The organism is Phaeobacter sp. JH20_29, assembly GCF_048056175.1.
GTDB lineage: Bacteria > Pseudomonadota > Alphaproteobacteria > Rhodobacterales > Rhodobacteraceae > Phaeobacter > Phaeobacter bryozoorum.
The window spans coordinates 197,086-218,676 of the sequence record NZ_JAYMWO010000011.1 but is presented as its reverse complement, the minus strand read 5'-3'; the positions used below and the strand labels follow the sequence as shown (position 1 = coordinate 218,676).

Below are 21,591 nucleotides of genomic sequence, written 5' to 3'. Positions count from 1 at the left end.
GCTAGCGTTCACAATTGGACCTACCCAATCGCTCGGTTTCGGTCCAGCGTGTTTTCCCGCTGCCGCCATTCCCGGCAGAATATCGTGTTCGTCGAGCGGGCCGAATGAGATCAGAGGCGACGAAAGGTCATATAGTGGGGCGTACGGCCTTCGCGCAGGGCCTTTTGCTCATAGCGGGTCGAGATCCAGTCATCCCAGGCCACGCGCCAGTCATCCGGCCCCTCTGCCAGCCACTCGAATCCGGCCTGCGGCACCTCTTCCATGGTTTGGCGGACATAATCGGGGATATCGGTTGCCACCCGGAAGATCGCGCCCGGTTTCAGGCATTTTGCCAGCGGCTCGAGATGCTCTTGGGTCACGAAACGGCGACGGTGATGGCGGGCCTTAGGCCAGGGGTCGGGGTAGAGCAAAAAGGCACGGGAGATCGACTGTTCCGGCAGAACATCCATCAGGTCGCGTGCATCGCCGTGATGGACCTTTATATTGTCCACCCCCGCGCGGCGGATCTTGCCCAAGAGCATAGCGACACCGTTGATATAGGGTTCTGCGCCGATGATCCCGACATCCGGGTTCGACTTCGCCTGATGCACCAGATGTTCGCCGCCGCCGAAACCAACTTCCAGCCAGACATCGCGCCCTCCGAACATCGCCGCCAGATCAAGATCGGAGCGATCGGGGTTCACGTCCCAGCCAACAGCGCCCGGGCTGAGTGAGGCGAGATCTTCGTCGATGTAGCGCTGCTGGCTGTCTTTCAGCTGCTTGCCTTTGAGCCGCCCGTAAAAGTTCCGCCAGGGCGCACCGCTCTGATGTTTGTCAACCGCATTGGGCCGGCTGTCGCCAGTAGGCGCCTGGGTGGGTTTGCTGTCATCAGACATCGGGAGACTTTCCTATCGCGCGTTCAAAACCTGGCCGCCCCTCTGCCCCATGCTTGCGTCTGGGTCAAGTCAGCCGGCAATAGATGCTGTTCGGGGCAGGCCCTATCAAGGCTTCTCGCGCAGCACCCCGGCCGCCATCAGCCGCAACCGGGTCGGGTACCAGACGTCCTCGGGCTCGGTCTTCAACGTTTCGATCGCAAAGGCCGGATCAACACCGCGCTGCACCATATACTTCAGATGCCGAAAGACCTCCGACTGCGTGTCGCGATAGATCCAGGTGCCGAACTCAAAGGGCGTCGCCCAGTTCTCATCCTTGCGCCACAGGCGATAATAGCTCTGCACCGCTTTGGGCGCCCAATCACGCTGATGAAAGCCGATCTTTGATCCCAGCGTCATCTGGCGACGATCACCGGCCAGAAAGATATCGACGCAGGCGCTGATACATTCGCCGACCACCCAGGTATCAAGCGCGTGGCCCTGAACAATGTCGGCAATCGTTTCACCTGCGTAGACGCTGCCGCCGCCGCTATTGAGCTGCAGCCGTGTTATGGCCGGGTTCGCATCAAGGATTTCACGGAAGGGTTCGATATCATCATCCGTAATCTCACCGGCTGTCTCCTGAGATGTGCCATCCCCGTTGTCAGCAAACTGGGCGTCGGTGTCATAGATCAGCGTATTGCCGTCTATCTTGAATTTCGCGGGCAGCGTCTCGCGGGCCATGGCAGGGCCAAGCCCGGTGAGGCCAACAGACATCAGAGCGACAAGTCCAAGCAAGCCGCATCGCGCAGCCCTGACAGGGGCGCGTTGAGAAAATAACAGAACATGACGAAGACAGGGCAAACGCAATTCCATGTAGATCCGGGTTCACAGCTATATTGCCAGCAAAGCGCCCGATCTTCCACGTCTTTTGCCAAGGCCGTTATGAGCGGCTACGGCCGGATGAAATAAAGGCGGGGACTTCCCCGCCTTTGTCGTTCTTGTCTTATCGCCTAATGGCGTCAGATCGCTTTTGTCAGCGCGTCGACCAGATCGGTGCGCTCCCAGCTGAACCCGCCATCTGTGTCAGGCTCACGGCCAAAATGCCCATAAGCCGCTGTTCGCTCGTAGATCGGTTTGTTCAAGCCGAGATGATGACGAATGCCACGAGGCGTGAGGTCCATGATCTGATCAATGGCCGCCTCGATCCGGGCCGCATCAACATCGCCGGTGCCGTGGGTATCCGCATAGATCGACAGCGGCTTGGCCACGCCGATCGCATAGGACAACTGGATTGTACATTTATCGGCGAGGCCCGCAGCGACGACGTTCTTGGCCAGATAGCGCGCGGCATAGGCGGCCGAACGGTCGACCTTGGTCGGATCCTTGCCGGAAAACGCGCCGCCGCCATGAGGCGCCGCACCACCGTAGGTATCCACGATAATCTTGCGACCGGTCAGCCCCGCATCCCCATCCGGTCCGCCGATGACGAATTTTCCCGTCGGGTTGACGTGCCATACCGTCTCATCCGTCAGCCAGCCATCCGGCAGGGTTTCGCGGATATAAGGCTCGACGATGGCACGGATATCGTTGGAGGTCAGCGTTTCATCGAGATGCTGTGTCGACAGAACCAATGAGCTGACGCGTGTGGGTTTGCCGTTTTCATAGACCACCGACAGCTGCGATTTTGCGTCTGGGCCAAGCGTCGGCTCGGAGCCATTCTTGCGCACTTCCGCAAGTCGGCGCAGGATCGCATGGCTGTACTGAATCGGGGCCGGCATCAGCGCTGGGGTCTCATTCGTGGCAAAGCCAAACATGATGCCTTGATCGCCGGCACCCTCTTCCTTGTCGGCGGCCGCATCAACACCCTGTGCGATATGGGCAGACTGCTCGTGCAGCAGATTGGTGATTTCGACGGTTTCGTGGTGAAACTTGTCCTGCTCGTAGCCGATGTCTTTGATACAGGCGCGGGCGATTTCGTCGATCCGGCCCATGTAGTCGTGCAGTTTGTCCTGATCCGACAAACCCACTTCCCCCCCGATCACCACGCGATTGGTGGTAGCAAAGGTTTCGGCCGCAACGCGGGCCTCAGGCTCTTCGCTCAGAAAGGCGTCAAGAACAGCGTCCGAGATACGGTCACAGACCTTATCCGGATGGCCCTCGGAAACCGATTCCGAGGTGAAGGTATAGTTCGTGCGGGTCATGAAAGGTGCTCCGTTGGGTTTAGCCTGCCACGCCAGGAAGCCGTTGTGGCAGTAATCGATCCGCAGTACGCGGGGAGACGTGTGTCGTCAATCTATAAAGCCGAGAGGTTAAGCAGCTATGACCCGCGCGCAACTGTGGTTCTGCGTCGCAGCGCCAACCCGCCGAGGAGGATGCAGCCGAGAAACACTGGCAGGTCACCGGTCCGCGAATAGAGCGTAGGCGGCAGCGGCGCAGGCAGGGCTGCGTCCAGATAGCCGGCCTCCCCCAAAGGCAGCGCATCCAGGACGCGGCCATGTGGATCAATCATTGCCGAGATGCCGGTATTGGCAACCCGCACCATGGGCAGCCCTTGCTCAATAGCACGCATCCGCGCCTGGACCAGATGCTGATACGGACCGGAATAGGTGCCAAACCAGGCATCATTGGTGATCTGAATCAGCAGATCAGCCCGGTCCGGTGCCCCGTTCACATCCTGTGGGAAAACCGCTTCGTAGCAGATCAGTGGCAGCGCTTTGCCGACCGGCAGATCCAACAGCCGCGGTCCCGGCCCCGATGCGTAACCTGCCCCGGCCTGAGAGGCGAACCCATGGACGCCAATACGCGCCATCAGATTGCCAGCTGGAATATACTCACCAAAGGGAACCAGATGCGCCTTGTCGTAGATCTGGCCAACGTTACCAGCGCCATCCAGTACGATTGCTGAATTGTAATAGCGGCCCTCTTCCCGGCGCTGAATGCCCAGCAGAACTGGGGTAGTTCCAGCCGCATCCGCAATCTCGCTCAACACGTCATCCGCATAATTCAGCATCAACGGAACGGCTGTTTCAGGCCAGACAATCAGATCGACGGGCTGTCCGCTGCGAGCTGGCGCGCGCGAATAGTCCAGCTGGCGATCAACAAACGACCAGCGCAGATCCGGGTGCCATTTCTCGTCCTGGGGCGCATTGGGCTGAACGAGACGAATAATCTTACCCGTCAGCATGGCAGAGGGCTGCTGCGGCATCAGCAGGATAGCCCCACCGACAAGCAGCATGGGCAGCAGCGCAACGACCGGACGACGCGATATCAGCCCTAGCGGTACAGTCGCAACGAGGGTGAAGAAGGCTAGACCATGTGGCCCGATCCAAGGCAGCAGCCCTGCGGCAGGCGTATCAATCCAGAATTGCCCGAACGCTGCCCAGGGCAGCCCGGTGAGGACATAGGCCCGCGCAAACTCGGCAAGCGACAGCGCGGCAATCAGCAGGACGATCCGGTTGCCACCGCGCCTGAGCCGAACAGCCAGACCGAACGCCAGCGCCCAAAACAGCGCCAATCCGGCGGCAAGACCGACGACGGCAAAGGGCGCCATCCAGGCGTAGCGTTCTGCATCAATTTGAAACGGCTCGTAGATCCAGATCATGCCGACGGAAAAATAGGCCGTCCCCAGAAGCCAGCCGAAAAGTGCGCCCTGCCGGGAGGTCGAAAGCTGAAGCAGTTGATATCCCACTGCGCCCAGGCAGAACGGAGCCAGCCAGAGCATATGGAACGGTGCAAGCGCGAAGGCCAGAAGACCACCCGCAGCAACCGCCGTGACCAATGGTAGAATGACCGGCCGCAGCCCGACATACCGCCGGACCGCAGCAATCATCCCGAACAATCGGGCAACCGCACCCGCAGGCGTTTGATCCGGCGCGGGTCGGCGTCCATAACCTCGAACTCAGGCCCGTCGGGATGCTGGATGACCTCACCCCGTGCAGGGACGCGTCCTGACAGCATGAAGACCAGACCGCCAAGGGAATCGATCTCCTCGCCGTCGACGTCATCGTGACTGGTCAGCGACCGACCGATTTCATTCTCGAACTCATCCAGCGGGGTACGTGCCTGCGCGACATAACAGCCCTGTTTCTCACGGAACCAGGTCTGATCTTCGCCCGCGTCATGCTCGTCCTCAATTTCGCCAACAACCTGCTCGATCAGGTCTTCGATGGTCAGCAAACCATCAACGCCGCCATATTCATCAATCACCAACGCCATGTGGCGGCGCTCTGCCTGCATTTTTGTCAGCAGAACGCCAATCGTCATGGACGGCGGGACAAACAGCAAAGGACGCACCATAGCGTCCAGCGCGAAATCGGCATCGGTGCCGTTGAAACCGTGCATCAGGGCAAAGTCCTTGAGGTGGACAAAGCCGATGGGTGTATCCAGCGTGCCCTCGTAGACGGGGATACGGGTAAAACCGCTTTCGCGGAAGACCTGAACAAGTTCGTCTTTCGGAGTCGAGGCTGGGATTGCCACGATTTCCGCTGCGGGAATGGCAACGTCCTCGACCCGCAAACGCCGCAGATTGATCATCCCATGCGGCTGGTTCGCCAGGCGTGTTTCCGGTCCGGAATCCACGTCTTCCTCGCTTTCGGTCGGAGTAAAGGAGCTGAAAATACGCCCCAGAAACCCCGTCGATTGTGCAGCCGCTGCGGTGTCGCCAGCGCTGTCCTTGTTCTCCAGCGCGCCCTGCGCTGCGTTAGAACTTCCGTCTATATCGTCCATCGTTCCTATCCGATACGCCCGTGATTGGGGCTGTCATCCAATGTATATGGGTCATCGATACCCATTTTGCCAAGTATCTCCACCTCAAGACCTTCCATCAAAGTGGCGTCCGGGTCACGAATGTGATCGTAACCCAAAAGATGCAACACTCCGTGAACGATCAGATGACGCAAATGGTCGGCCAATGGCTTGCCAGCGGCCTCGGCCTCGCCTGCGCAGGTCTCATAGGCAATCGCAATGTCGCCGAGCGGTATTTCGCCGGTAAAATCCGCCTCGGGTCGCAGCGGGTCACCCCCCGGTTCCTCGGCGGCAAGTTCCTCGGCTGGCCAGCTGAGCACATTTGTCGGCTTGGCCTTCTGACGGAACTCAGTGTTCAATTCCATGATCCGCGCATCATTGCAGGCCAGCAGGGATAGTTCGCAGTCGTCCGGATCGAGATTGAAATGCGACAGCGCCGCATCAACGGCCTGCTCGGCATGCGCTGACAAGCCGATGTCCTGCCAGCGAGCGTCTTCAATGGAGATGTCGAGAGTCATAGTCCAGTCTCAATGCCAAGGCAGCCCGTTCCGACAGGTCCGGGAGGGCGTTTCTTGGGTGGTTTTCCATGAAGGCCCCAACCCAATATGAATTTGCATCCCCCTCGTTCAGCAACCGAAGGCTGGTTCAGGCGGATTTCTCATCCGCCTCATAGGCCTCGATGATGGCCGCCACAAGCGGATGTCGCACCACGTCACGTGATGTGAAGTAGTTAAAGCTCACCTTGGGGATTTTGCTCAGCAGACGTTCCGCATCCGCCAGCCCCGACGCCACGCCGCGCGGCAGGTCAACTTGGCTGCGGTCGCCGGTGATGACCATGCGCGATCCCTCACCCAAACGTGTCAGGAACATCTTCATCTGCATGGTGGTGGCATTCTGCGCCTCATCCAGAACAACAAAAGCATTGGATAGCGTACGCCCCCGCATAAAGGCCAGCGGCGCGATCTCGATCTGTTTTTCTTCCAGCAGCTTCGCCAACTGTTTGCCGGGTAGGAAATCATTCAGCGCGTCATAGAGCGGCTGCATATAAGGATCGACCTTATCTTTCATGTCGCCGGGCAGATAGCCGAGCTTCTCGCCCGCCTCGACCGCAGGGCGGCTGAGGATGATCTTGTCGACATGCCCGGTAATGAACATGCTCACGCCAACAGCAACAGCAAGATAGGTTTTGCCGGTGCCAGCCGGACCGATCCCAAAGGCAAGCTCATGTTCGAACAGCGACTGGACATAGGCTTTCTGAGCGTCGGTACGTGGCTCGACGAGTTTCTTACGCGTCTTGATCTCGACCTTGCCGCCCCGAAACATCTCCAGCTGGCTGCCGGGATTTTCCACCTGCTCCTGTCCCATCCGCAATTCACGATCAATATCGCCGGCCTCAACACTGCGGCCGGTTTCCAACCGGTCATATAGCGCTGCCAGAACCGCCGCGGCCTGATCGCGGGCGGCTTCTTCTCCCAGCACTGAGAGTTGATTGCCGCGCCGGACAATCTGAACACCAAGCGTCTGCTCGAGCGTCGCGAGATTGCGGTCGTATTCACCGCACAGATCAATCAGCAGTCGGTTATCAGGAAATTCGAGCAGCGCCTCATGTGAGGAATCCTGCTCATGCGATGGGGTCAAAGTGCCAATGGCCAATCCGGTCTCCTGTCTTTGACGTTGCTCTTTCAGTGTGCCTCTCCGGTCGCCCCGGCGCAAGCTACGCGTCGGCAATTTCACGCGATTGAAACAAAATGGCCGCCCGAAAAGGACGGCCAATAGGCAGTTGTTTGCAGTGGTAACGAAATCCCGTCAAATCGGGTCCTCGATGCTGGACCCGGATTTGAACGGACCAACCGCCGTATTCGGAGGGGCGACGCCGGAACAGACCGGGCGGCCATCCGGCGCCAGCCGTTGCGACAGGTAACCTTCGACCCCGTCGTCAATGATCCAATGATCGCAGCCGGTCGGATCAACCCAAATCCCCGCCTTCAGCTGAGACAGATCCTTGCTGTCAAAACCACGATCCACGGTTTTGTCGACCTTGTCGCCACAGGCAGACAGACCGATCGCCAAGGACGCAAGAAGCGCTGTTCTGGTGAATGACATAACGATGCTCCTCAGCGCAGGCAGATAATTTCGACGCGACGGTTCTGCGCCATATTCACGGCCGAGTCGTTCGGCACGCGCGGATCACGCTCGCCATAGCCCCGCGCCTCAAGGATGCGGGCGCCAACCGATTGGCCGACTTTTGCGACCGCATCGGCACGGCGCTGAGACAGCCGCATGTTATATTCATCTGATGCGCGACTGTCGGTATGGCCCGTGATGATGAAGGATCGGGCATTGGCGGATTGGAAAAACTCGCGCAGGCGCTGTTGCCCGGCGGCGCTGATGTGATGCCTGTTGGTGGCAAAAAACTGATCGCTGGGCATCACGCCGCAGATATTGCCCCGACGGCAAACCGGTTTCCCGTCTCGCGTGACATGGGGTGTCATAAAGCCTTCGGCGCCATCGTCCATCACCCAATGCTCGCAACCGTCGGGATCAACCCAGATGGTTGGAATATAGCTTTGACCGATCACACCGGCGTCCTGCGCCAGCAAAGCGCCCACATTCAAGCCGACAGTCGCGACAACGGTGGCCACGAGTCCGCAGAGTTGTTTCCTCATTGGTTTCAACACACCCAATATCCCCCTTACACCAGTCATTCGCAGGCGTCATTCTTGCGGCCACGCGGGCTTTGCGCAGGCCGTTACCGTGATATTCGCAGGTATAGAACGCAAATTGCAATCATTTGCTTAAGGAAATCAGAAGTTTCACGACGCCATGTCGCGCTAGGGGCGCAATCGGCTGCGCGACCGCCCCCGCCCATGATCAATCGATCAGAGCGCCCGCCAGTGAGTTGGCCCCAGAGGACAGGATCCGCACGCGGGCAAGATCACCGATGGCACGATCACAATCCGCTACATGCACCGCATGCAGGTAATCGGATTTGCCAACCATCTGGCCCGCGAAGCGGCCCGCCTTTTCAAACAGAACACCAACCTCGCGGCCAACCATGCTGTCCTGAACCTCGCGCTGTTGCTTGGTCAGCAGGGCCTGCAGGCGCTGAAGCCGGTCGTCAGCCGCAGCCGGGTCAACCTGAGGACGCTCTGCCGCCGGGGTGCCAGGCCGAGTGGAGTATTTGAAGGAATAGGCGGTGCCGTACTTCACCTCTTCCACCAGGTCCATGGTGGCCTGGAAATCTTCCTCGGTTTCTTCCGGGAAGCCAACAATGAAGTCGCCTGAGATCAGGATGTCTGGGCGCGCGGCGCGGATCCGCTCGATCAGGCGGATATAGCTCTCGGCGGTATGTGCGCGGTTCATCCGCTTGAGGATCTTGTCGGAACCCGCCTGTACCGGCAGGTGCAGATAGGGCATCAGCTTGGCACAGGTGCCATGCGCCTCGATCAGGTCGTCCTGCATGTCATTGGGGTGCGAGGTGGTGAAGCGAATGCGCTCCAGCCCGTCGATCTTGTCCAGCTCCCAGATAAGCTGGGCCAGGGTCAGGTCGCCGTTGGCGCCAGCACCGTGATAAGCGTTCACGTTCTGGCCGAGGAGCGTGATTTCGCGCACGCCACGCTCCACCAATTCCTGAGCCTCGCGCAGGATACGGTCCGCCGGGCGCGACACTTCGGCGCCGCGGGTGTAGGGCACCACGCAGAAGGCGCAGAACTTGTCGCAGCCCTCCTGCACGGTCAGAAACGCCGTCGGGCCGCGCTTGGCTTTGGGGCGGTTCTTCAGCTTCTCGAATTTGTCTTCCTCGGGGAAATCGGTGTCCAGCACCTTCTCCCCCTTGCGGGCCTTCGCTTCCATCTCCGGCAGCCGGTGATAACTCTGCGGGCCGACCACCAGATCGACCAGCGGCTGACGGCGCATGATCTCCTGGCCCTCGGCCTGGGCGACGCAGCCCGCGACGCCAATCTTCAGGTCCGGCTTCTGCGCTTTAAGCCCCTTGAAGCGCCCCAGTTCGGAATAGACCTTCTCCGCCGCCTTTTCCCGGATGTGGCAGGTGTTCAGCAGGATCATGTCGGCGTCATCCGGCGATTTGGTTTCAACGTAACCTTCGCCGCCCAGCGCCTCGGCCATGCGTTCACTGTCATAGACATTCATCTGACAGCCATAGGTCTTGATAAACAGCTTCTTCGGGGCGCTCATGGGGACAACCTTTTCACCGGAGGGTCGCAACAGCGGCGTGGCATAGCCGGAAACGGCTCTGCTTGCAATGGCGCGCGGATTACCCGACTTTAGCAGCAATCGCCAGACAGGGAAGTCGGCAGAGAACAGCAGGCAATCAGATATGATGCATTCATCACTCGAAGGGTTTCTTGGCGCCGGGGACAAGATCCTGACAACAGGGCCCGTCGCTCTGATCTTTGTCGAGGATAAGGTGGAGATTGCGACCACCCTGCGCCACCATCTTGATCTCGGCTTTACAACCGTTGTGGCCTTTATGCCGGACGCTTTTGACATCCCCTACGATCTGGAGACGCGCATCCACCGTGTGCCCTTTGACTGTAGCGCGCGTGAAGCGGTGATCGAGGCCATCAACAAGGTGATCGCGAGAGCCGCACCGGGTTGCTGGCTCTATTACTGCTACAATGCAGAGTACCTGTTCTACCCCTTCTGTGAGAGCCGCAATGTTGTCGAACTCTTGGGGTTTCATGGCGAAGAGCGGCGCTCGGCCATGCTGACCTATGTCATTGATCTTTATGCCGCCGATCTGGACGCAGCACCAAACGGCGTATCGCTGGAAACCGCGCATCTGGATAAATCCGGCTACTATGCACAGGCTCGCAACGATCCACAGACCGGCCATCCGCTTGATCGCCAGCTGGATTTCTACGGCGGCATACGCTGGCGCTATGAAGAACATATCCCCGCAGCAAGCCGAAAGATCGACCGGATTTCGCTGTTCCGTGCAAAACCGGAACTACGGCTGTTTGAGGATCACCGGTTCAACGAACCGGAGTACAACACCTACGCCTGCCCCTGGCACCACAATCTGACCGCCGCGATTTGCTCTTTTCGCACCGCAAAGGCGTTGAAACGCAACCCGGGATCCTCCTTTGAGATCGACAGTTTTCGATGGCACAACTCGGCACCCTTTGACTGGCATTCTCGTCAGCTGCTTGATCTGGGCCTGATGGAGCCGGGACAGTGGTTCTAGGCTCCGAGCGCCAATGCAGCGCGACCCTGTCATAGCTTAGCGCTGCAATAGAACGGGAAACCAATCCTCGCGGAGGGTCTGACCCGACACCATGTCATGACCCGGATAGGGCGGCGAGGTTGGGCCGGGGCGTTCAATATAGCGTGCGTCCTCCCCGACCAGACGCAACGAAAAGGCGCGGCGACGGGTTTCGCTGGTATTGGCGCGGGCGCCGTGCAGCGTCCGGTAATTAAAGGCGACGGCGTCACCTGGCTGCATCTCCCACTCCAGGATTGTCATCCCTTCGGCATCGGGATCCGGCACCGGCATGTACTGCCCCTCATCGGCAAAGAAGCCCTCCTCGGAGACCCAGCGCGTTGGCAACACCTCCTTCTCCCAGCGGTGCGAGCCTGCAACGCATCGCAGCGAGGCGTTCGTGACAGGATCGAGCGGCGACCAGAAGCTGATGGTCTGCTGCCCTTCGACGAAATAATAAGGCCCATCCTGATGCCAGGGGGTCGCCATGGAGGTGCCCGGCTCTTTCACCAGCACGTGGTCGTGGAACATCTGCACCCGTTTCGACTGCATCAGATCTGCGGCCACCTCCGCCACGGGCGATTGTTCGATTGCCTGCTGAAACTGAGGGATCCGGGTCCAATTGCAATAGTCATCAAAGAACCGCCCGGTCTGCCCGGGTTTTTCATTGTTGGAAGCATAGGGACCGGGCTGCGCCATATTCGCCTCGACGCCGTCGCGCAGAATATCGACCTGATCGACGAAGAGACCGCGGATCAACACAACGCCATCGCGTTGGAAATCGTCAATATGGTCTCGGGTGATGAGGGGATGGGGCATCGATCAATCCTTGGTATCGGGAGTACGGGTGACAGCATCTGGTTGCAGTCACCCGTTTCGGGCCGATGTTGCACCCGGCGGGGCGGCGTGCTCAAATAATATCTTAGTATGCAGAAAATAAACTGATGTTATACCTAACTCTACGCCACTACGAATATGTCTGCGCGATCGCTCAGCACGGCAGCCTGTCGGCGGCGGCTGCCGCCGTGCATGTCAGCCAGCCCGCGTTGTCCACAGCGCTTGCCCGGATTGAGGCGCAGCTGGGAGAGCCCCTGTTCCTGAGGCGTCGCGGGGCCGGCATGATCCTGACCCCACAAGGCCGCAGGTTCGCAGACCGTGCGCAAGCGCTCCTGGATCAGGCCGCGCGGCTGGAACGTCGGGGCGCAGATCAAACCGACGGCCAGCAGCTGACCTTGGGATGTTTTACCGATCTGGCTCCCTTTCTGTTGGCCCCAGCGCTGCAGCGCCTTCGGATCGGCTTGCCCGGTGTGGCCATCCGCTACAGGACGGATCACTTTAAACCGCTGCTGGCCTCGATGACCGCCGGGAATATCGACTTGGCGATCAGCTATGACCTGGGCGTGGATGCAAGCTTCGTCCGGCAGGAGGTGTTGCGGCGCGGCCCCGTAGTGCTGATGCCCAATGGTCACCCACTGTCAGATCGTGACCGCCTGTCCTTGGCCGATCTGGCCGAACAGCCCCTGATTCTGTCGGAAGAAGGATTATCCGTGCGCCACATGCTTGGCCTGTTCAAATCCATTGGCGCGCTGCCCCGAATTGCCCACCGGGCGGCATCGGTCGAGCTGCTGCGCAGCCTGGCCGCCCATGGCGAAGGGATCGGCATCACCTACAGCAGGCCCCCCGATTTACGCTCCTACGATGGCAAGCCACTGGTCGCGATACCCATCAGCGACACATCGGCAGAGGAGCCCTTGGTCCTGATCAGCCACAGCCCGCCGTCAAAAGGCAGCGTGATAGAGACCGCGCAGCAGATTCTGGCGAAAACGGTTACGGAAATACTCTAGCACGCACATGAGCGCAGCGCCCGGCGTTCCTACGATCAGACCTTGCGCAGTCGGATCACAACGTCGACGGACGCGATTTCAACGCCCTGCGGCGCCGCGGGCAGGCTCTTGATCACCAGCTGATCGGATGGCGCATCCGACAGACGCCCCTCGTCTTCCCAGTAAAAATGGGGGTGGTCGTGCGTATTGGTGTCAAAATAGCTTTTGGACCCATCGACTGTGATTTCCTGCAAGACGCCAGCATCGCAAAAGGCGCGCAACGTGTTGTAGACCGTCGCCAGTGAAACAGCTGCACCCTTGTCCTTTGCCGCGTCAAACAGGCTCTCGGCGGTCACATGGCGATGCTTGCCGTCGCCCACCAACAACTCTGCCAGCGCCACCCGCTGACGGGTCGGGCGCAATCCGGCTGTTTCCAGCCAGTTGGTAGCGATATCTGCTGGTGTTGGCGTCATGTAGCGGTCCTGCATAGCGTTGCTGGCCGCATTTATAGGCCGAAAGGGTCCTTGCATTCAATTCAATTTGCGTAGCTCCGATCTGTATCTGTAGACTGTCACAGTTGAAAAACCTGAAGGCCACAGGCTGAATGCTGGTGTGCCCTCGGCACCCGGAACCCTTGCAGGAGAGTCGAAACGGGTGCTACAGGGAGCCAGATACACGATCATAACATAGGCAGGAGAAGCGCCAGCATGGCCGATTACCCCAGCAGCTTTGACAAAGACGATTTGCTGAAATGCGCCAGAGGCGAGCTGTTCGGCCCTGGCAACGCACAGCTGCCCGCCCCTCCCATGTTGATGATGGATCGCATCACCGATGTGTCGGCCGATGGCGGCGCCCACGGCAAGGGTCACATTACGGCCGAGTTCGATATCACGCCTGACCTGTGGTTCTTTGACTGTCATTTCCCCGGCAACCCGATCATGCCCGGATGTCTGGGTCTTGACGGCCTCTGGCAGCTCACCGGCTTCAACCTGGGCTGGCGTGGCTGGCAGGGTCGCGGCTATGCGCTGGGTGTAGGCGAGGTGAAACTGACTGGAATGGTGCGACCCGACCGCAAGATGCTGACCTATAAGATCGATTTCACCAAAGCTATCCAGACCCGTCGCCTGACCATGGGGGTTGCCGACGGCATCGTGGAAGCCGATGGTGAAGTTATCTACCAGGTCAAGGACATGAAGGTGGCCCTCTCCGAGAGCTGATCCGCAGCTCTCCCCGCCCCTTGAACAAGAAATAGGAGTACGCATCATGCGTCGCGTCGTCGTCACCGGTCTGGGCATCGTCTCGTCCATCGGGAACAATGCCGAAGAGGTTCTTGCCTCTCTCAAAGCAGGAAAATCTGGCATCGAGGCCAGCCCCGAAATGGTCGAGCATGGCTTTCGCAGCCAAATTGCGGGAACGCTCAAGCTGAATGTTGCTGACCATGTCGACAAGCGTACCCTGCGTTTTATGGGGGCTGGCGCGGCCTATGCCCATATCGCGATGAGCCAGGCAATTGCCGATGCCGGCCTCTCCGAAGAGCAAGTGGTGAATGAGCGGACCGGTCTGGTGGCCGGTTCGGGCGGGCCGTCCACATCGGCCATGCTGGCAGCCCATCAGACCGTGCTGAAAACCGGGGCCACGAAGCGGATCGGGCCGTTTGCCGTTCCCAAGTGCATGTCTTCCACGATCTCGGCAAATCTGGCCACAGCCTTCAAAATCAAAGGTATCAACTACTCGATCACCTCGGCCTGCTCGACCTCGCTGCACTGTATCGGCAATGCGGCTGAGCAGATCATGATGGGTAAGCAGGATGTGATGTTCGCCGGTGGTGGCGAGGAACTGGACTGGACCCTGTCGTGCCTGTTCGATGCGATGGGCGCGATGTCGTCCAAATACAACGACACGCCGGAGAAAGCCTCCCGCGCGTTTGATCAGGACCGTGACGGTTTCGTGATCTCTGGTGGCGGCGGTATCGTCGTGCTGGAGGATCTGGATCACGCCCTGGCGCGCGGTGCCAAGATCTACGCCGAAGTGACCGGCTTTGCCGCCACCTCCGATGGCCACGATATGGTCGCCCCCTCCGGCGAAGGCGGCGAGCGCGCCATGCGTCTGGCCCTGCAATCCCTGCCGGACGGCCGCAAGGTGGACTATATCAACGCCCACGGCACCTCGACCCCGGTCGGCGACGTCGGCGAGATCGAAGCGGCCCGCCGGGTTTTCGGCGCGGGCAACGTGCCGCCGATTTCTTCGACCAAATCAATGACCGGTCATGCGCAGGGCGCGGCGGGCGCACTGGAGGCGATCTTCTGCCTTCTGATGCTGGACAATGACTTCATCACGCCGTCGATCAACGTCGACACGCTGGCCGAGGGCATCGAGCCGGGAGAGGTTGCAACCCAGCTGGTGGAAAACGCGGGCCTTGACAGCGTAATGACCAACAGCTTCGGCTTTGGCGGCACCAATGGCTCAATGGTATTGAGCAAATACAAAGGATAACGGCGGATGTCAGGAGTATTGACGGGCAAACGTGGCCTGATCATGGGGGTCGCAAACGACCGTTCGATCGCTTGGGGCATCGCTAAGGCCATGGCCGATGCGGGGGCCGAACTGGCATTCACCTATCAGGGTGAAGCCTTTGGTAAACGGTTGGAACCGCTGGCCCAGAGCGTTGGCAGCGACTTTATGGTCGATGTGGACGTCACCGATGATGCGTCGCTCGACACCGCGTTCGAGCAATTGGCGGCACGCTGGGACAGCGTCGACTTCGTGGTGCACGCCATCGCCTATTCGGACAAGACCGAGCTGACCGGACGTTTCCTCGACACCAGCCGCGAGAACTTCAAGAACTCGATGGATATCTCCGCCTATTCCTTTGTCGAGGTGGCGCGCCGCGCCTACCCGCTGATGAAGGCCAATGGCGGCACGTTGCTGACCCTGACCTACCAGGGATCGAACCGAGTGGTGCCCAACTACAACGTGATGGGTGTCGCAAAGGCGGCATTGGAAAGCGCCACGCGTTACCTGGCCAATGATCTCGGCCCCGAAGGCATCCGTGTGAACGCCATCTCCCCTGGCCCGATGAAAACCCTGGCAGGGGCCGCCATCGGTGGTGCCCGCAAGACGTTTAAACATACGGCGCAGAACGCCCCATTGCGCGATAACGCCACGTTGGAAGCGGTTGGTGGTACAGCCGTCTATCTCGCCTCCGACGCAGGGGCCTGCACGACGGGCGAGATCATCCGCGTCGACGGTGGTTTTCATGTCCTTGGCATGCCGCAGCAGGACAATCTCTGACCTGCTGCCAATCCCTGTCACAAGAACCAAGGGCACCCAGCGGGTGCCCTTTCTTGTTGCTGTCTCCGCTTGACATCACTGTTCCGCAGCCAGTTCTGAAAGAAGCTGCTGCATGAGATCAGCCGCAGGCATAGCACGAACTCCGGCAGCGCCCTGTCCGGCCCATTGCGCGCCATATCCGGGCTCGCCAGCCTGCTTCGCCGCAGTGTTCAGGGCTTTCCCGGCATCATAGGCAATGGGGTAATCCGGAATGATCGTCGGATCGAGCTTCTGCGCAAGGTCGGTGAAACGGTTTCTCAGACAGCGGGCCGGGCGACCTGAAATTACCGTCGTCATCTCTGTTTTCGGATCCGCGGCCAGCAAGGCGGCCCGATAGCCCGCATCGGCACTGCTCTCGGGACAGGCGATGAACGCGGTGCCCAACTGCGCAGCAGCGGCACCTGCTACCAGCGCCTTTGCAATATCGGCACCGGTCATCAACCCGCCTGCGGCGATCACCGGCAGGTTCAGGTTGGTAACCAGTTCACGGACCAGTTCAAGAGTTCCAAGCCTGGGATCCGCGCCGCGCGGATCAAAGATACCCCTATGGCCTCCGGCCTCCCACCCCTGTGCAACAATGGCGTCGATCCCGGCGCTCGCCAACACAGCAGCCTCGGCAAGTGAGGTTGCTGTGGCCAGCAAGATGATGCCGGCTGACTTCAGAGCCGAGATCACCCCCTGCGGCGGCAAACCGAAGTGGAAGCTGACAACTGCCGGGCGCTGCGCAATCAGCATCTCCTGCATATCGGTATCAACGCAGAAGCTGGTGTAGATTTCGCGCAGCGCCTCCGGCGGCGCCGTATTGTAGCTGTGAAACACCGGTGCCAAGGCGCTGAGCCAGGCCGCCTCGCGGGAGGAATCCTCAAGCGCTGGCCGGTGGCAGAACACATTGACGTTAAAGGGTCGGCCAGTCAGTGCCACCGTTTGACGCAGCATCTCCTCAGCCTGGTCGATGCTTGCCGCTCCGATACCCAGGGCGCCCAGCCCACCGGCATTGCTGACAGCCGCCGCCATCTGGGGCGTGCTGACGCCGGCCATGGGAGACTGGAGAATCGGCACGGATATACCCAGAAGTTCCATCAATGCGGCTGACGTAGAAATATCAGTCATTCCGTCCTCTTTCACCACGGCATATCCCGCTGCAAAAGAGCCGGTTTGACGAGGCGGCGCAAGAGGCACCGCCTCAGATGCGATCAGTTGATCGAGACCAGCTCGATATCAAAGATCAGGTCTTTGCCTGCCAGGGGATGATTGGCGTCAAGGGTCACAGTCGCCTCGCTCACCTCAACCACGGTCACCGGCAGCACTTCGCCCGTCGGAGCCTGCATCTGCAATTGTGTTCCAACCTCAAGCGGGATGTCATCAGGGATCCCTTCACGCGGAATGCTCTGCCGCGCCTCGTCGTGGCTGGGGCCATAGGCCTGATCCGCGGGAATGTTGAGCGTTTTCGTCTCGCCTGCGGCCATGCCGAGCAGACCGGCGTCCATACCCTCGATAACCTGACCAGAGCCGACGGTGAACTCAAGCGGCTCGCGCCCTTCAGAGCTGTCAAAGACACTGCCGTCTGTCAGCTTGCCTGTGTAGTGGATGCGTACGGTATCGCCGCTTTTTACCTCGGTCATGGGACCTCCAGTTGCTTTCACGTTACAAAGGCGCGCACAGTATAGGACACCACCGTGATGTAAACCCGATGATCCGAAGCAGCCCCGGTCGCACCGTTCCCGGGCGTCCGCAGAGCGGCGGGAAATGATTGTGGCTGGAATTTGCGCCCCGTTTGCGCCTAGGCTGGGACAACCGCAGGACATCGAACCGGAGGCCCCATGGCAATCAGCACCTGTATCTTTGATGCCTATGGCACATTGTTCGATGTGACAGCGGCCGCACGGCAAGCTGCAGGTGAGCCGGAGTTTCCGCATCTGATCGACCATTGGGCAGAGCTGGCCAACCACTGGCGGCTGAAGCAGCTACAATACACTTGGCTGCGTGTAATCACAAACTCACATGCCGATTTCTGGCAGGTCACCCAGGACGGGTTGGATTGGGCCATGGAGGCCACCGGCCTGAGCGGTGACCCGCAGCTGCGAAAGCGCCTGCTGGATCTCTACTGGCAGCTTCAGGCCTATGATGAGGTTCCGCAGATGCTGCGCGCCCTCAAGACTGCGGGCCTGCAGACCGCAATCCTCTCCAACGGATCACCCGAGATGCTGGACGGAGCCGTTCAATCCGCAGGGGTCGGCGACCTGCTGGACGATGTGCTCTCTGTCGAAAGCGTTGGTGTCTTTAAACCGGACCCGCAGGTCTATGACCTTGTCGGCAAACGCTTTGGCTGCCAGCGCGATGAAGTGCTTTTCGTGTCCTCCAACGGCTGGGACGCTGCCGGTGCGGCGGGATACGGGTTTACCACGGCTTGGGTGAACCGAAGTGGTGAACCTATGGATCGCCTGCCGTGGAGGCCGCATCACGTGCTGAGGAATCTGGCCAGTATCCCTGACCTGGCGGGGGGATAAACCCGTGCTGAACACGCCACGCGCACTCTCATATTTTACCAGCTCTGACGGGCTGGAGCTGGCCTATGACGATCCAGACTTCGCCCCCCAGACAACAGCCATTTCCCGCCCACCCCTATTGTGCCTGGCAGGGCTCACACGCGACGGGCAGGACTTTCGCTACCTGCGGCCGCATATTCATGGCCATCGCCTGATCACCCTGGACGCCCGGGGTCGGGGCCGGTCTCAATATGCAGACGATATCCACAGCTATTCGGTCCCGCGCGAGGCGCAGGATGTGATCGAGCTGATGGACCATCTGGGCATTGATCGCGTGACGCTACTCGGCACCTCGCGCGGCGGGTTGGTGGCGATGGCACTGGCCGCTCTACACAAGGAGCGATTGGCCGGTGTGATCCTGAACGATGTCGGGCCAGAAATTCCGGCAGATGGGATCACCCGGATTATGGCCTATGTCGGATATCGTCCGGCAGCCAAAACCCACGAAGAAGCCGCCTCCGCGCTTGCGACCCATATGGCGCCAGCGTTTCCCGATGTGCCGATGACACGCTGGCGCGAAGAAGCCGAGGTTTTTTACACGCAGACCCGGACGGGTTTGGCGCTGCGCTATGACGCCCGGTTGCGTGAAGCTCTCTTGGCGCAGGCTGCAGCGGGGCCAGCGCCGGATCTCTGGCCATTGTTTCAATCACTTGAAGGTCTGCCCTGCGGCGTGATCCGCGGCGCGAACTCCGACATTCTGACGGCTGAGACCTACGAGAACATGCAGCGCCGTCTACCGGACCTGATCGCCATTGAAGTGCCGGATCGCGGCCATGTCCCGTTTCTGGACGAACCCAAGGCGCTTGCCCTTATCCACCGAATTCTCGAGGTCGCCCAATGACATCCTTTGCCGCAATCAGTGCCGCTGCGGAGCGCCTACGGGGCCACGCCCGCGAAACGCCGTTGCTCTCCTCCCCCTTTCTGGACGACATCGCGGGTCGCCGGGTACTGATCAAGGCCGAGTGCCTGCAACATACCGGATCGTTCAAGTTCCGGGGGGGCTGGGCCGCGCTGTCTGCGCTCAGCCAGGATCAGCGCAAGAAAGGCGTGCTTGCTTATTCAAGTGGCAATCATGCGCAGGGTGTGGCCGCAGCGGCGGCCGCCCATGGCACACCCGCCGTGATCCTGATGCCGCAGGACGCCCCAAGAATTAAGATCGCCAACACCCGTGCGCTCGGCGCAGAGGTGGTGCTGTTCAACCGCGCCACCGATAATCGTGATGCCATTGGGGCAGAGCTGGCAGAGACTCGCGGCCTCACCCTGATCAAGCCCTACGACGACGACGACGTCATCGCCGGTCAGGGCACGGTTGGTCTGGAAATCGCCCGACAGGCTGCTGAACAAGACGTGACCGAGGCGGATGTTCTGGTCTGCTGCGGCGGTGGTGGTTTGACTTCGGGTGTTGCCCTGGCGCTGGAACACGCTGCGCCAAAAATGCGGGTTCGCCCCTGTGAACCGCAGGGGTTCGATGACGTTTCCAGGTCACTGGCCGCCGGGCGGATCTGTCGCAATGAGACCACGGCCGGCTCACTCTGTGACGCTATTCTCACGCCTGCACCCGGCGAAATCACCTTCCCGATCCTGGCACGGCTCTGCGGTTCCGGAATTGCTGTCAGCGAAGACGAGGCCATGCACGCCATGGCGCTGGCCTATTCGAGGCTCAAAATCGTGCTGGAGCCTGGCGGTGCTGTCTCGCTGGCGGCAGCATTGTTTCACGCAGACCACCTCAACGGATCGAGCGCGATTGCCATTGCGACCGGTGGTAATGTCGACCCCGCCATTTTTGCCGAAGCGCTACAAAAGTTCGGATAGGCTTCACACTCGCACCGGTCGATCCGGTGCCCTTCGCCCCTGGAGTGCCCCTATGACCGAGTTCACTATCGCCTCCTTCAATGTGAAGAACCTGATCGGTCCCGATCAAGAATACTACAGGTTTCAAAGCTACACGCCCGAGGAATATGCTTGGAAATCCGATTGGTTGGCCGATCAGCTGCTGACGCTCGATGCCGATATCGTGGGGTTTCAGGAAATCTTCGATGAGGCGACGCTGCGCGAGGTGGTCGCCGAAACCGATCGGCGTGGCAAACAGGTAAACGCCGCGACCCTGCCCGATCGCTCCAAACGCTATCACCGCAAGGCCATATTCCGCAAACTCGTCTACACGCCCTATACCGATGCCAAGCTGGCCTATGCTGCCAATACGAATGACCACGACACTCCGGGCAAGCGTCGCCCCGGTCTCGCGATTCTGTCACGTACGGGTTTTGTGGAACCGGTCGAGATTATTCAGGACCTGCCGCTGCCGCTGGATATCCCGATGGCCTGCCTGGGCGGCGAGGATGACGCGGGCTACTACACGCTGCGACGGCTGTCTCGACCGATCATGAAGGCCCGCATTCCCGTCGCGAACCAGATCATCAGCGTATTCAACTGCCACCTGAAATCGAAACTGGGCGAGTTCATAACACCACTTGGGGCGCCTTATGCGCCCGAAACCGTGCTCACGGCTTATGATGCCAGTGGGCGGGCCATGGGCGCGTTGCGGGCAGCTCTGCGGCGTATGGCCGAGGCCTGGGTTCTGCGCCGCGCCATCCTGGACGAGCTGGAACAGGACCGGCCGGTCATGGTCCTGGGAGACTTCAATGATGGCGAGGATGCCGTCAGCTCTGAAATCATCAGCGGCGAGACACCGTTTCGCAACTACTCCTGGATGCTGCGGCATGACGCTCGCCACTCGGGAGATCGCTACAATCCAGACGAAGACCGTCAGATCCGGGAGATGATCGACCGGGTTCGCCTGCGTTCGGCGGAAAAGCTGTTTCTCAAGAAATCTCTCCGTGACGTGGTATACACCACCACATTCGGAGGCGTGCACCAGAGCATCGATCAGATCTATATGTCCCGCCATTTTGATCCCGAATGGACAGGGGCCATCGGCGAAATGCAATATTTCAGCGTCTTCAACGACCACCTTACTGATGGCAGCCACCCCGAAGCGCCCTATAATAAGCTGGCCTCCGACCATGGGCAAATCATGGCCCATATGCGGCTCGAGACTGCCGAATAGAGCCGCG

General features: G+C 60.0%; 23 protein-coding genes and 1 riboswitch. Of the genes, 9 read left to right on the top strand and 14 right to left on the bottom strand.

The features are described from left to right. Nucleotides 1-110: 110 nt before the first annotated feature. From trmB to miaB, 10 genes are all read right to left on the bottom strand, one after another. Entirely contained in the window at nt 111-875 is a 765-nt protein-coding gene (gene trmB / locus VWZ85_RS08570) for a tRNA (guanine(46)-N(7))-methyltransferase TrmB (protein ID WP_340544433.1), read from the bottom strand. Nucleotides 876-980: 105 nt separating this feature from the next. After that, complete coding sequence (locus VWZ85_RS08565) at nt 981-1,628, bottom strand: ATP-dependent Clp protease proteolytic subunit (RefSeq protein ID WP_416587827.1); 648 nt, start codon at nt 1,626-1,628, stop codon at nt 981-983. A 245-nt stretch (nt 1,629-1,873) separates the two neighbouring features. Beyond that, nucleotides 1,874-3,055 carry a methionine adenosyltransferase gene (gene metK / locus VWZ85_RS08560; protein ID WP_340544431.1) on the bottom strand — a complete coding sequence of 394 codons (1,182 nt, stop codon included), beginning with the start codon at nt 3,053-3,055 and terminating at the stop codon, nt 1,874-1,876. Nucleotides 3,056-3,061: 6 nt separating this feature from the next. Further along, nucleotides 3,062-3,110, bottom strand: a riboswitch (SAM-SAH riboswitch). A 61-nt stretch (nt 3,111-3,171) separates the two neighbouring features. Next, entirely contained in the window at nt 3,172-4,683 is a 1,512-nt protein-coding gene (lnt, locus tag VWZ85_RS08555; RefSeq protein WP_416587825.1) for an apolipoprotein N-acyltransferase, read from the bottom strand. Further along, nucleotides 4,680-5,579: a hemolysin family protein gene (locus VWZ85_RS08550; RefSeq protein ID WP_416536523.1), complete on the bottom strand. Its 900-nt coding sequence runs from the start codon at nt 5,577-5,579 to the stop codon at nt 4,680-4,682. The genes lnt and VWZ85_RS08550 overlap by 4 nt, the downstream gene beginning before the upstream one ends. Before the next feature lie 5 nt (nt 5,580-5,584). Beyond that, nucleotides 5,585-6,115 (bottom strand): rRNA maturation RNase YbeY, encoded by a 531-nt coding sequence (ybeY, locus tag VWZ85_RS08545; protein WP_416537249.1) that lies wholly within the window; start codon nt 6,113-6,115, stop codon nt 5,585-5,587. 127 nt (nt 6,116-6,242) lie between these two features. Further along, nucleotides 6,243-7,250, bottom strand: coding sequence for a PhoH family protein (locus VWZ85_RS08540; RefSeq protein WP_416587822.1), 1,008 nt, complete (start codon nt 7,248-7,250; stop codon nt 6,243-6,245). 153 nt (nt 7,251-7,403) lie between these two features. Next, nucleotides 7,404-7,700, bottom strand: coding sequence for a hypothetical protein (locus VWZ85_RS08535; protein WP_340544426.1), 297 nt, complete (start codon nt 7,698-7,700; stop codon nt 7,404-7,406). 11 nt (nt 7,701-7,711) lie between these two features. After that, nucleotides 7,712-8,263, bottom strand: coding sequence for an OmpA family protein (locus VWZ85_RS08530; protein ID WP_340544425.1), 552 nt, complete (start codon nt 8,261-8,263; stop codon nt 7,712-7,714). Between the two features lie 205 nt (nt 8,264-8,468). Continuing rightward, the gene (gene miaB / locus VWZ85_RS08525; protein WP_416587821.1) at nt 8,469-9,791 is read right to left on the bottom strand and encodes a tRNA (N6-isopentenyl adenosine(37)-C2)-methylthiotransferase MiaB; all 1,323 of its coding nucleotides are present in this window, start codon (nt 9,789-9,791) and stop codon (nt 8,469-8,471) included. Between the two features lie 142 nt (nt 9,792-9,933). On the opposite strand from miaB, the gene VWZ85_RS08520 reads away from it, so the two are divergent. Next, nucleotides 9,934-10,803 (top strand): glycosyltransferase family 2 protein, encoded by an 870-nt coding sequence (locus VWZ85_RS08520; RefSeq protein ID WP_416587819.1) that lies wholly within the window; start codon nt 9,934-9,936, stop codon nt 10,801-10,803. Between the two features lie 36 nt (nt 10,804-10,839). Here VWZ85_RS08520 and VWZ85_RS08515 read toward each other — a convergent pair whose 3' ends face one another. Continuing rightward, on the bottom strand, nt 10,840-11,637 hold the full coding sequence (locus VWZ85_RS08515; protein ID WP_340544421.1) for a phytanoyl-CoA dioxygenase family protein: 798 nt from the start codon (nt 11,635-11,637) through the stop codon (nt 10,840-10,842). Nucleotides 11,638-11,762: 125 nt separating this feature from the next. Here VWZ85_RS08515 and VWZ85_RS08510 point away from each other — a divergent pair, with 125 nt between their 5' ends. Then, on the top strand, nt 11,763-12,662 hold the full coding sequence (locus VWZ85_RS08510; protein WP_416587818.1) for a LysR family transcriptional regulator: 900 nt from the start codon (nt 11,763-11,765) through the stop codon (nt 12,660-12,662). A 35-nt stretch (nt 12,663-12,697) separates the two neighbouring features. On the opposite strand, the gene irrA is transcribed toward VWZ85_RS08510, so the two are convergent. After that, entirely contained in the window at nt 12,698-13,114 is a 417-nt protein-coding gene (irrA, locus tag VWZ85_RS08505) for an iron response transcriptional regulator IrrA (RefSeq protein ID WP_260099685.1), read from the bottom strand. 234 nt (nt 13,115-13,348) lie between these two features. On the opposite strand from irrA, the gene fabA reads away from it, so the two are divergent. The 3 genes from fabA to VWZ85_RS08490 are packed head-to-tail and all read left to right on the top strand — an operon-like array spanning nt 13,349 to nt 15,932. Continuing rightward, nucleotides 13,349-13,858, top strand: coding sequence for a bifunctional 3-hydroxydecanoyl-ACP dehydratase/trans-2-decenoyl-ACP isomerase (gene fabA, locus VWZ85_RS08500; RefSeq protein WP_340544418.1), 510 nt, complete (start codon nt 13,349-13,351; stop codon nt 13,856-13,858). Nucleotides 13,859-13,904: 46 nt separating this feature from the next. Then, nucleotides 13,905-15,134: a beta-ketoacyl-ACP synthase I gene (gene fabB, locus VWZ85_RS08495; RefSeq protein WP_416536514.1), complete on the top strand. Its 1,230-nt coding sequence runs from the start codon at nt 13,905-13,907 to the stop codon at nt 15,132-15,134. A gap of 6 nt (nt 15,135-15,140) precedes the next feature. Then, nucleotides 15,141-15,932: an enoyl-ACP reductase FabI gene (locus VWZ85_RS08490; RefSeq protein ID WP_340544415.1), complete on the top strand. Its 792-nt coding sequence runs from the start codon at nt 15,141-15,143 to the stop codon at nt 15,930-15,932. Between the two features lie 75 nt (nt 15,933-16,007). On the opposite strand, the gene VWZ85_RS08485 is transcribed toward VWZ85_RS08490, so the two are convergent. After that, nucleotides 16,008-17,081 (bottom strand): NAD(P)H-dependent flavin oxidoreductase, encoded by a 1,074-nt coding sequence (locus VWZ85_RS08485; protein ID WP_416536513.1) that lies wholly within the window; start codon nt 17,079-17,081, stop codon nt 16,008-16,010. A gap of 83 nt (nt 17,082-17,164) precedes the next feature. Continuing rightward, on the bottom strand, nt 17,165-17,593 hold the full coding sequence (locus VWZ85_RS08480) for an FKBP-type peptidyl-prolyl cis-trans isomerase (RefSeq protein WP_340544413.1): 429 nt from the start codon (nt 17,591-17,593) through the stop codon (nt 17,165-17,167). 198 nt (nt 17,594-17,791) lie between these two features. On the opposite strand from VWZ85_RS08480, the gene VWZ85_RS08475 reads away from it, so the two are divergent. The 4 genes from VWZ85_RS08475 to VWZ85_RS08460 are packed head-to-tail and all read left to right on the top strand — an operon-like array spanning nt 17,792 to nt 21,584. Then, a complete protein-coding gene (locus tag VWZ85_RS08475) occupies nt 17,792-18,478 on the top strand; it encodes a haloacid dehalogenase type II (RefSeq protein ID WP_416536512.1) in 687 nt (228 codons plus the stop codon). Between the two features lie 7 nt (nt 18,479-18,485). Continuing rightward, nucleotides 18,486-19,358, top strand: coding sequence for an alpha/beta fold hydrolase (locus tag VWZ85_RS08470; RefSeq protein ID WP_416587876.1), 873 nt, complete (start codon nt 18,486-18,488; stop codon nt 19,356-19,358). Further along, nucleotides 19,355-20,329, top strand: coding sequence for a threonine ammonia-lyase (locus tag VWZ85_RS08465; RefSeq protein ID WP_416587816.1), 975 nt, complete (start codon nt 19,355-19,357; stop codon nt 20,327-20,329). The genes VWZ85_RS08470 and VWZ85_RS08465 overlap by 4 nt, the downstream gene beginning before the upstream one ends. Nucleotides 20,330-20,381: 52 nt before the next feature. Beyond that, nucleotides 20,382-21,584 (top strand): endonuclease/exonuclease/phosphatase family protein, encoded by a 1,203-nt coding sequence (locus VWZ85_RS08460; protein WP_416545481.1) that lies wholly within the window; start codon nt 20,382-20,384, stop codon nt 21,582-21,584. Nucleotides 21,585-21,591: the final 7 nt, after the last annotated feature.

Coding starts and splice junctions, on each gene's coding strand:
- VWZ85_RS08480 (WP_340544413.1), bottom strand. CDS start 17,593: ATGACCGAGGTAAAAAGCGGCGATACCGTACGCATCCACTACACAGGC.
- VWZ85_RS08485 (WP_416536513.1), bottom strand. CDS start 17,081: ATGACTGATATTTCTACGTCAGCCGCATTGATGGAACTTCTGGGTATA.
- VWZ85_RS08550 (WP_416536523.1), bottom strand. CDS start 5,579: ATGGACGATATAGACGGAAGTTCTAACGCAGCGCAGGGCGCGCTGGAG.
- VWZ85_RS08510 (WP_416587818.1), top strand. CDS start 11,763: ATGTTATACCTAACTCTACGCCACTACGAATATGTCTGCGCGATCGCT.
- VWZ85_RS08460 (WP_416545481.1), top strand. CDS start 20,382: ATGACCGAGTTCACTATCGCCTCCTTCAATGTGAAGAACCTGATCGGT.
- VWZ85_RS08465 (WP_416587816.1), top strand. CDS start 19,355: ATGACATCCTTTGCCGCAATCAGTGCCGCTGCGGAGCGCCTACGGGGC.
- VWZ85_RS08490 (WP_340544415.1), top strand. CDS start 15,141: ATGTCAGGAGTATTGACGGGCAAACGTGGCCTGATCATGGGGGTCGCA.
- miaB (WP_416587821.1), bottom strand. CDS start 9,791: ATGAGCGCCCCGAAGAAGCTGTTTATCAAGACCTATGGCTGTCAGATG.
- fabB (WP_416536514.1), top strand. CDS start 13,905: ATGCGTCGCGTCGTCGTCACCGGTCTGGGCATCGTCTCGTCCATCGGG.
- trmB (WP_340544433.1), bottom strand. CDS start 875: ATGTCTGATGACAGCAAACCCACCCAGGCGCCTACTGGCGACAGCCGG.
- lnt (WP_416587825.1), bottom strand. CDS start 4,683: ATGATTGCTGCGGTCCGGCGGTATGTCGGGCTGCGGCCGGTCATTCTA.
- fabA (WP_340544418.1), top strand. CDS start 13,349: ATGGCCGATTACCCCAGCAGCTTTGACAAAGACGATTTGCTGAAATGC.
- irrA (WP_260099685.1), bottom strand. CDS start 13,114: ATGACGCCAACACCAGCAGATATCGCTACCAACTGGCTGGAAACAGCC.
- VWZ85_RS08515 (WP_340544421.1), bottom strand. CDS start 11,637: ATGCCCCATCCCCTCATCACCCGAGACCATATTGACGATTTCCAACGC.
- VWZ85_RS08475 (WP_416536512.1), top strand. CDS start 17,792: ATGGCAATCAGCACCTGTATCTTTGATGCCTATGGCACATTGTTCGAT.
- VWZ85_RS08535 (WP_340544426.1), bottom strand. CDS start 7,700: ATGTCATTCACCAGAACAGCGCTTCTTGCGTCCTTGGCGATCGGTCTG.
- VWZ85_RS08530 (WP_340544425.1), bottom strand. CDS start 8,263: ATGAGGAAACAACTCTGCGGACTCGTGGCCACCGTTGTCGCGACTGTC.
- VWZ85_RS08565 (WP_416587827.1), bottom strand. CDS start 1,628: ATGTCTGTTGGCCTCACCGGGCTTGGCCCTGCCATGGCCCGCGAGACG.
- metK (WP_340544431.1), bottom strand. CDS start 3,055: ATGACCCGCACGAACTATACCTTCACCTCGGAATCGGTTTCCGAGGGC.
- VWZ85_RS08520 (WP_416587819.1), top strand. CDS start 9,934: ATGATGCATTCATCACTCGAAGGGTTTCTTGGCGCCGGGGACAAGATC.
- ybeY (WP_416537249.1), bottom strand. CDS start 6,115: ATGACTCTCGACATCTCCATTGAAGACGCTCGCTGGCAGGACATCGGC.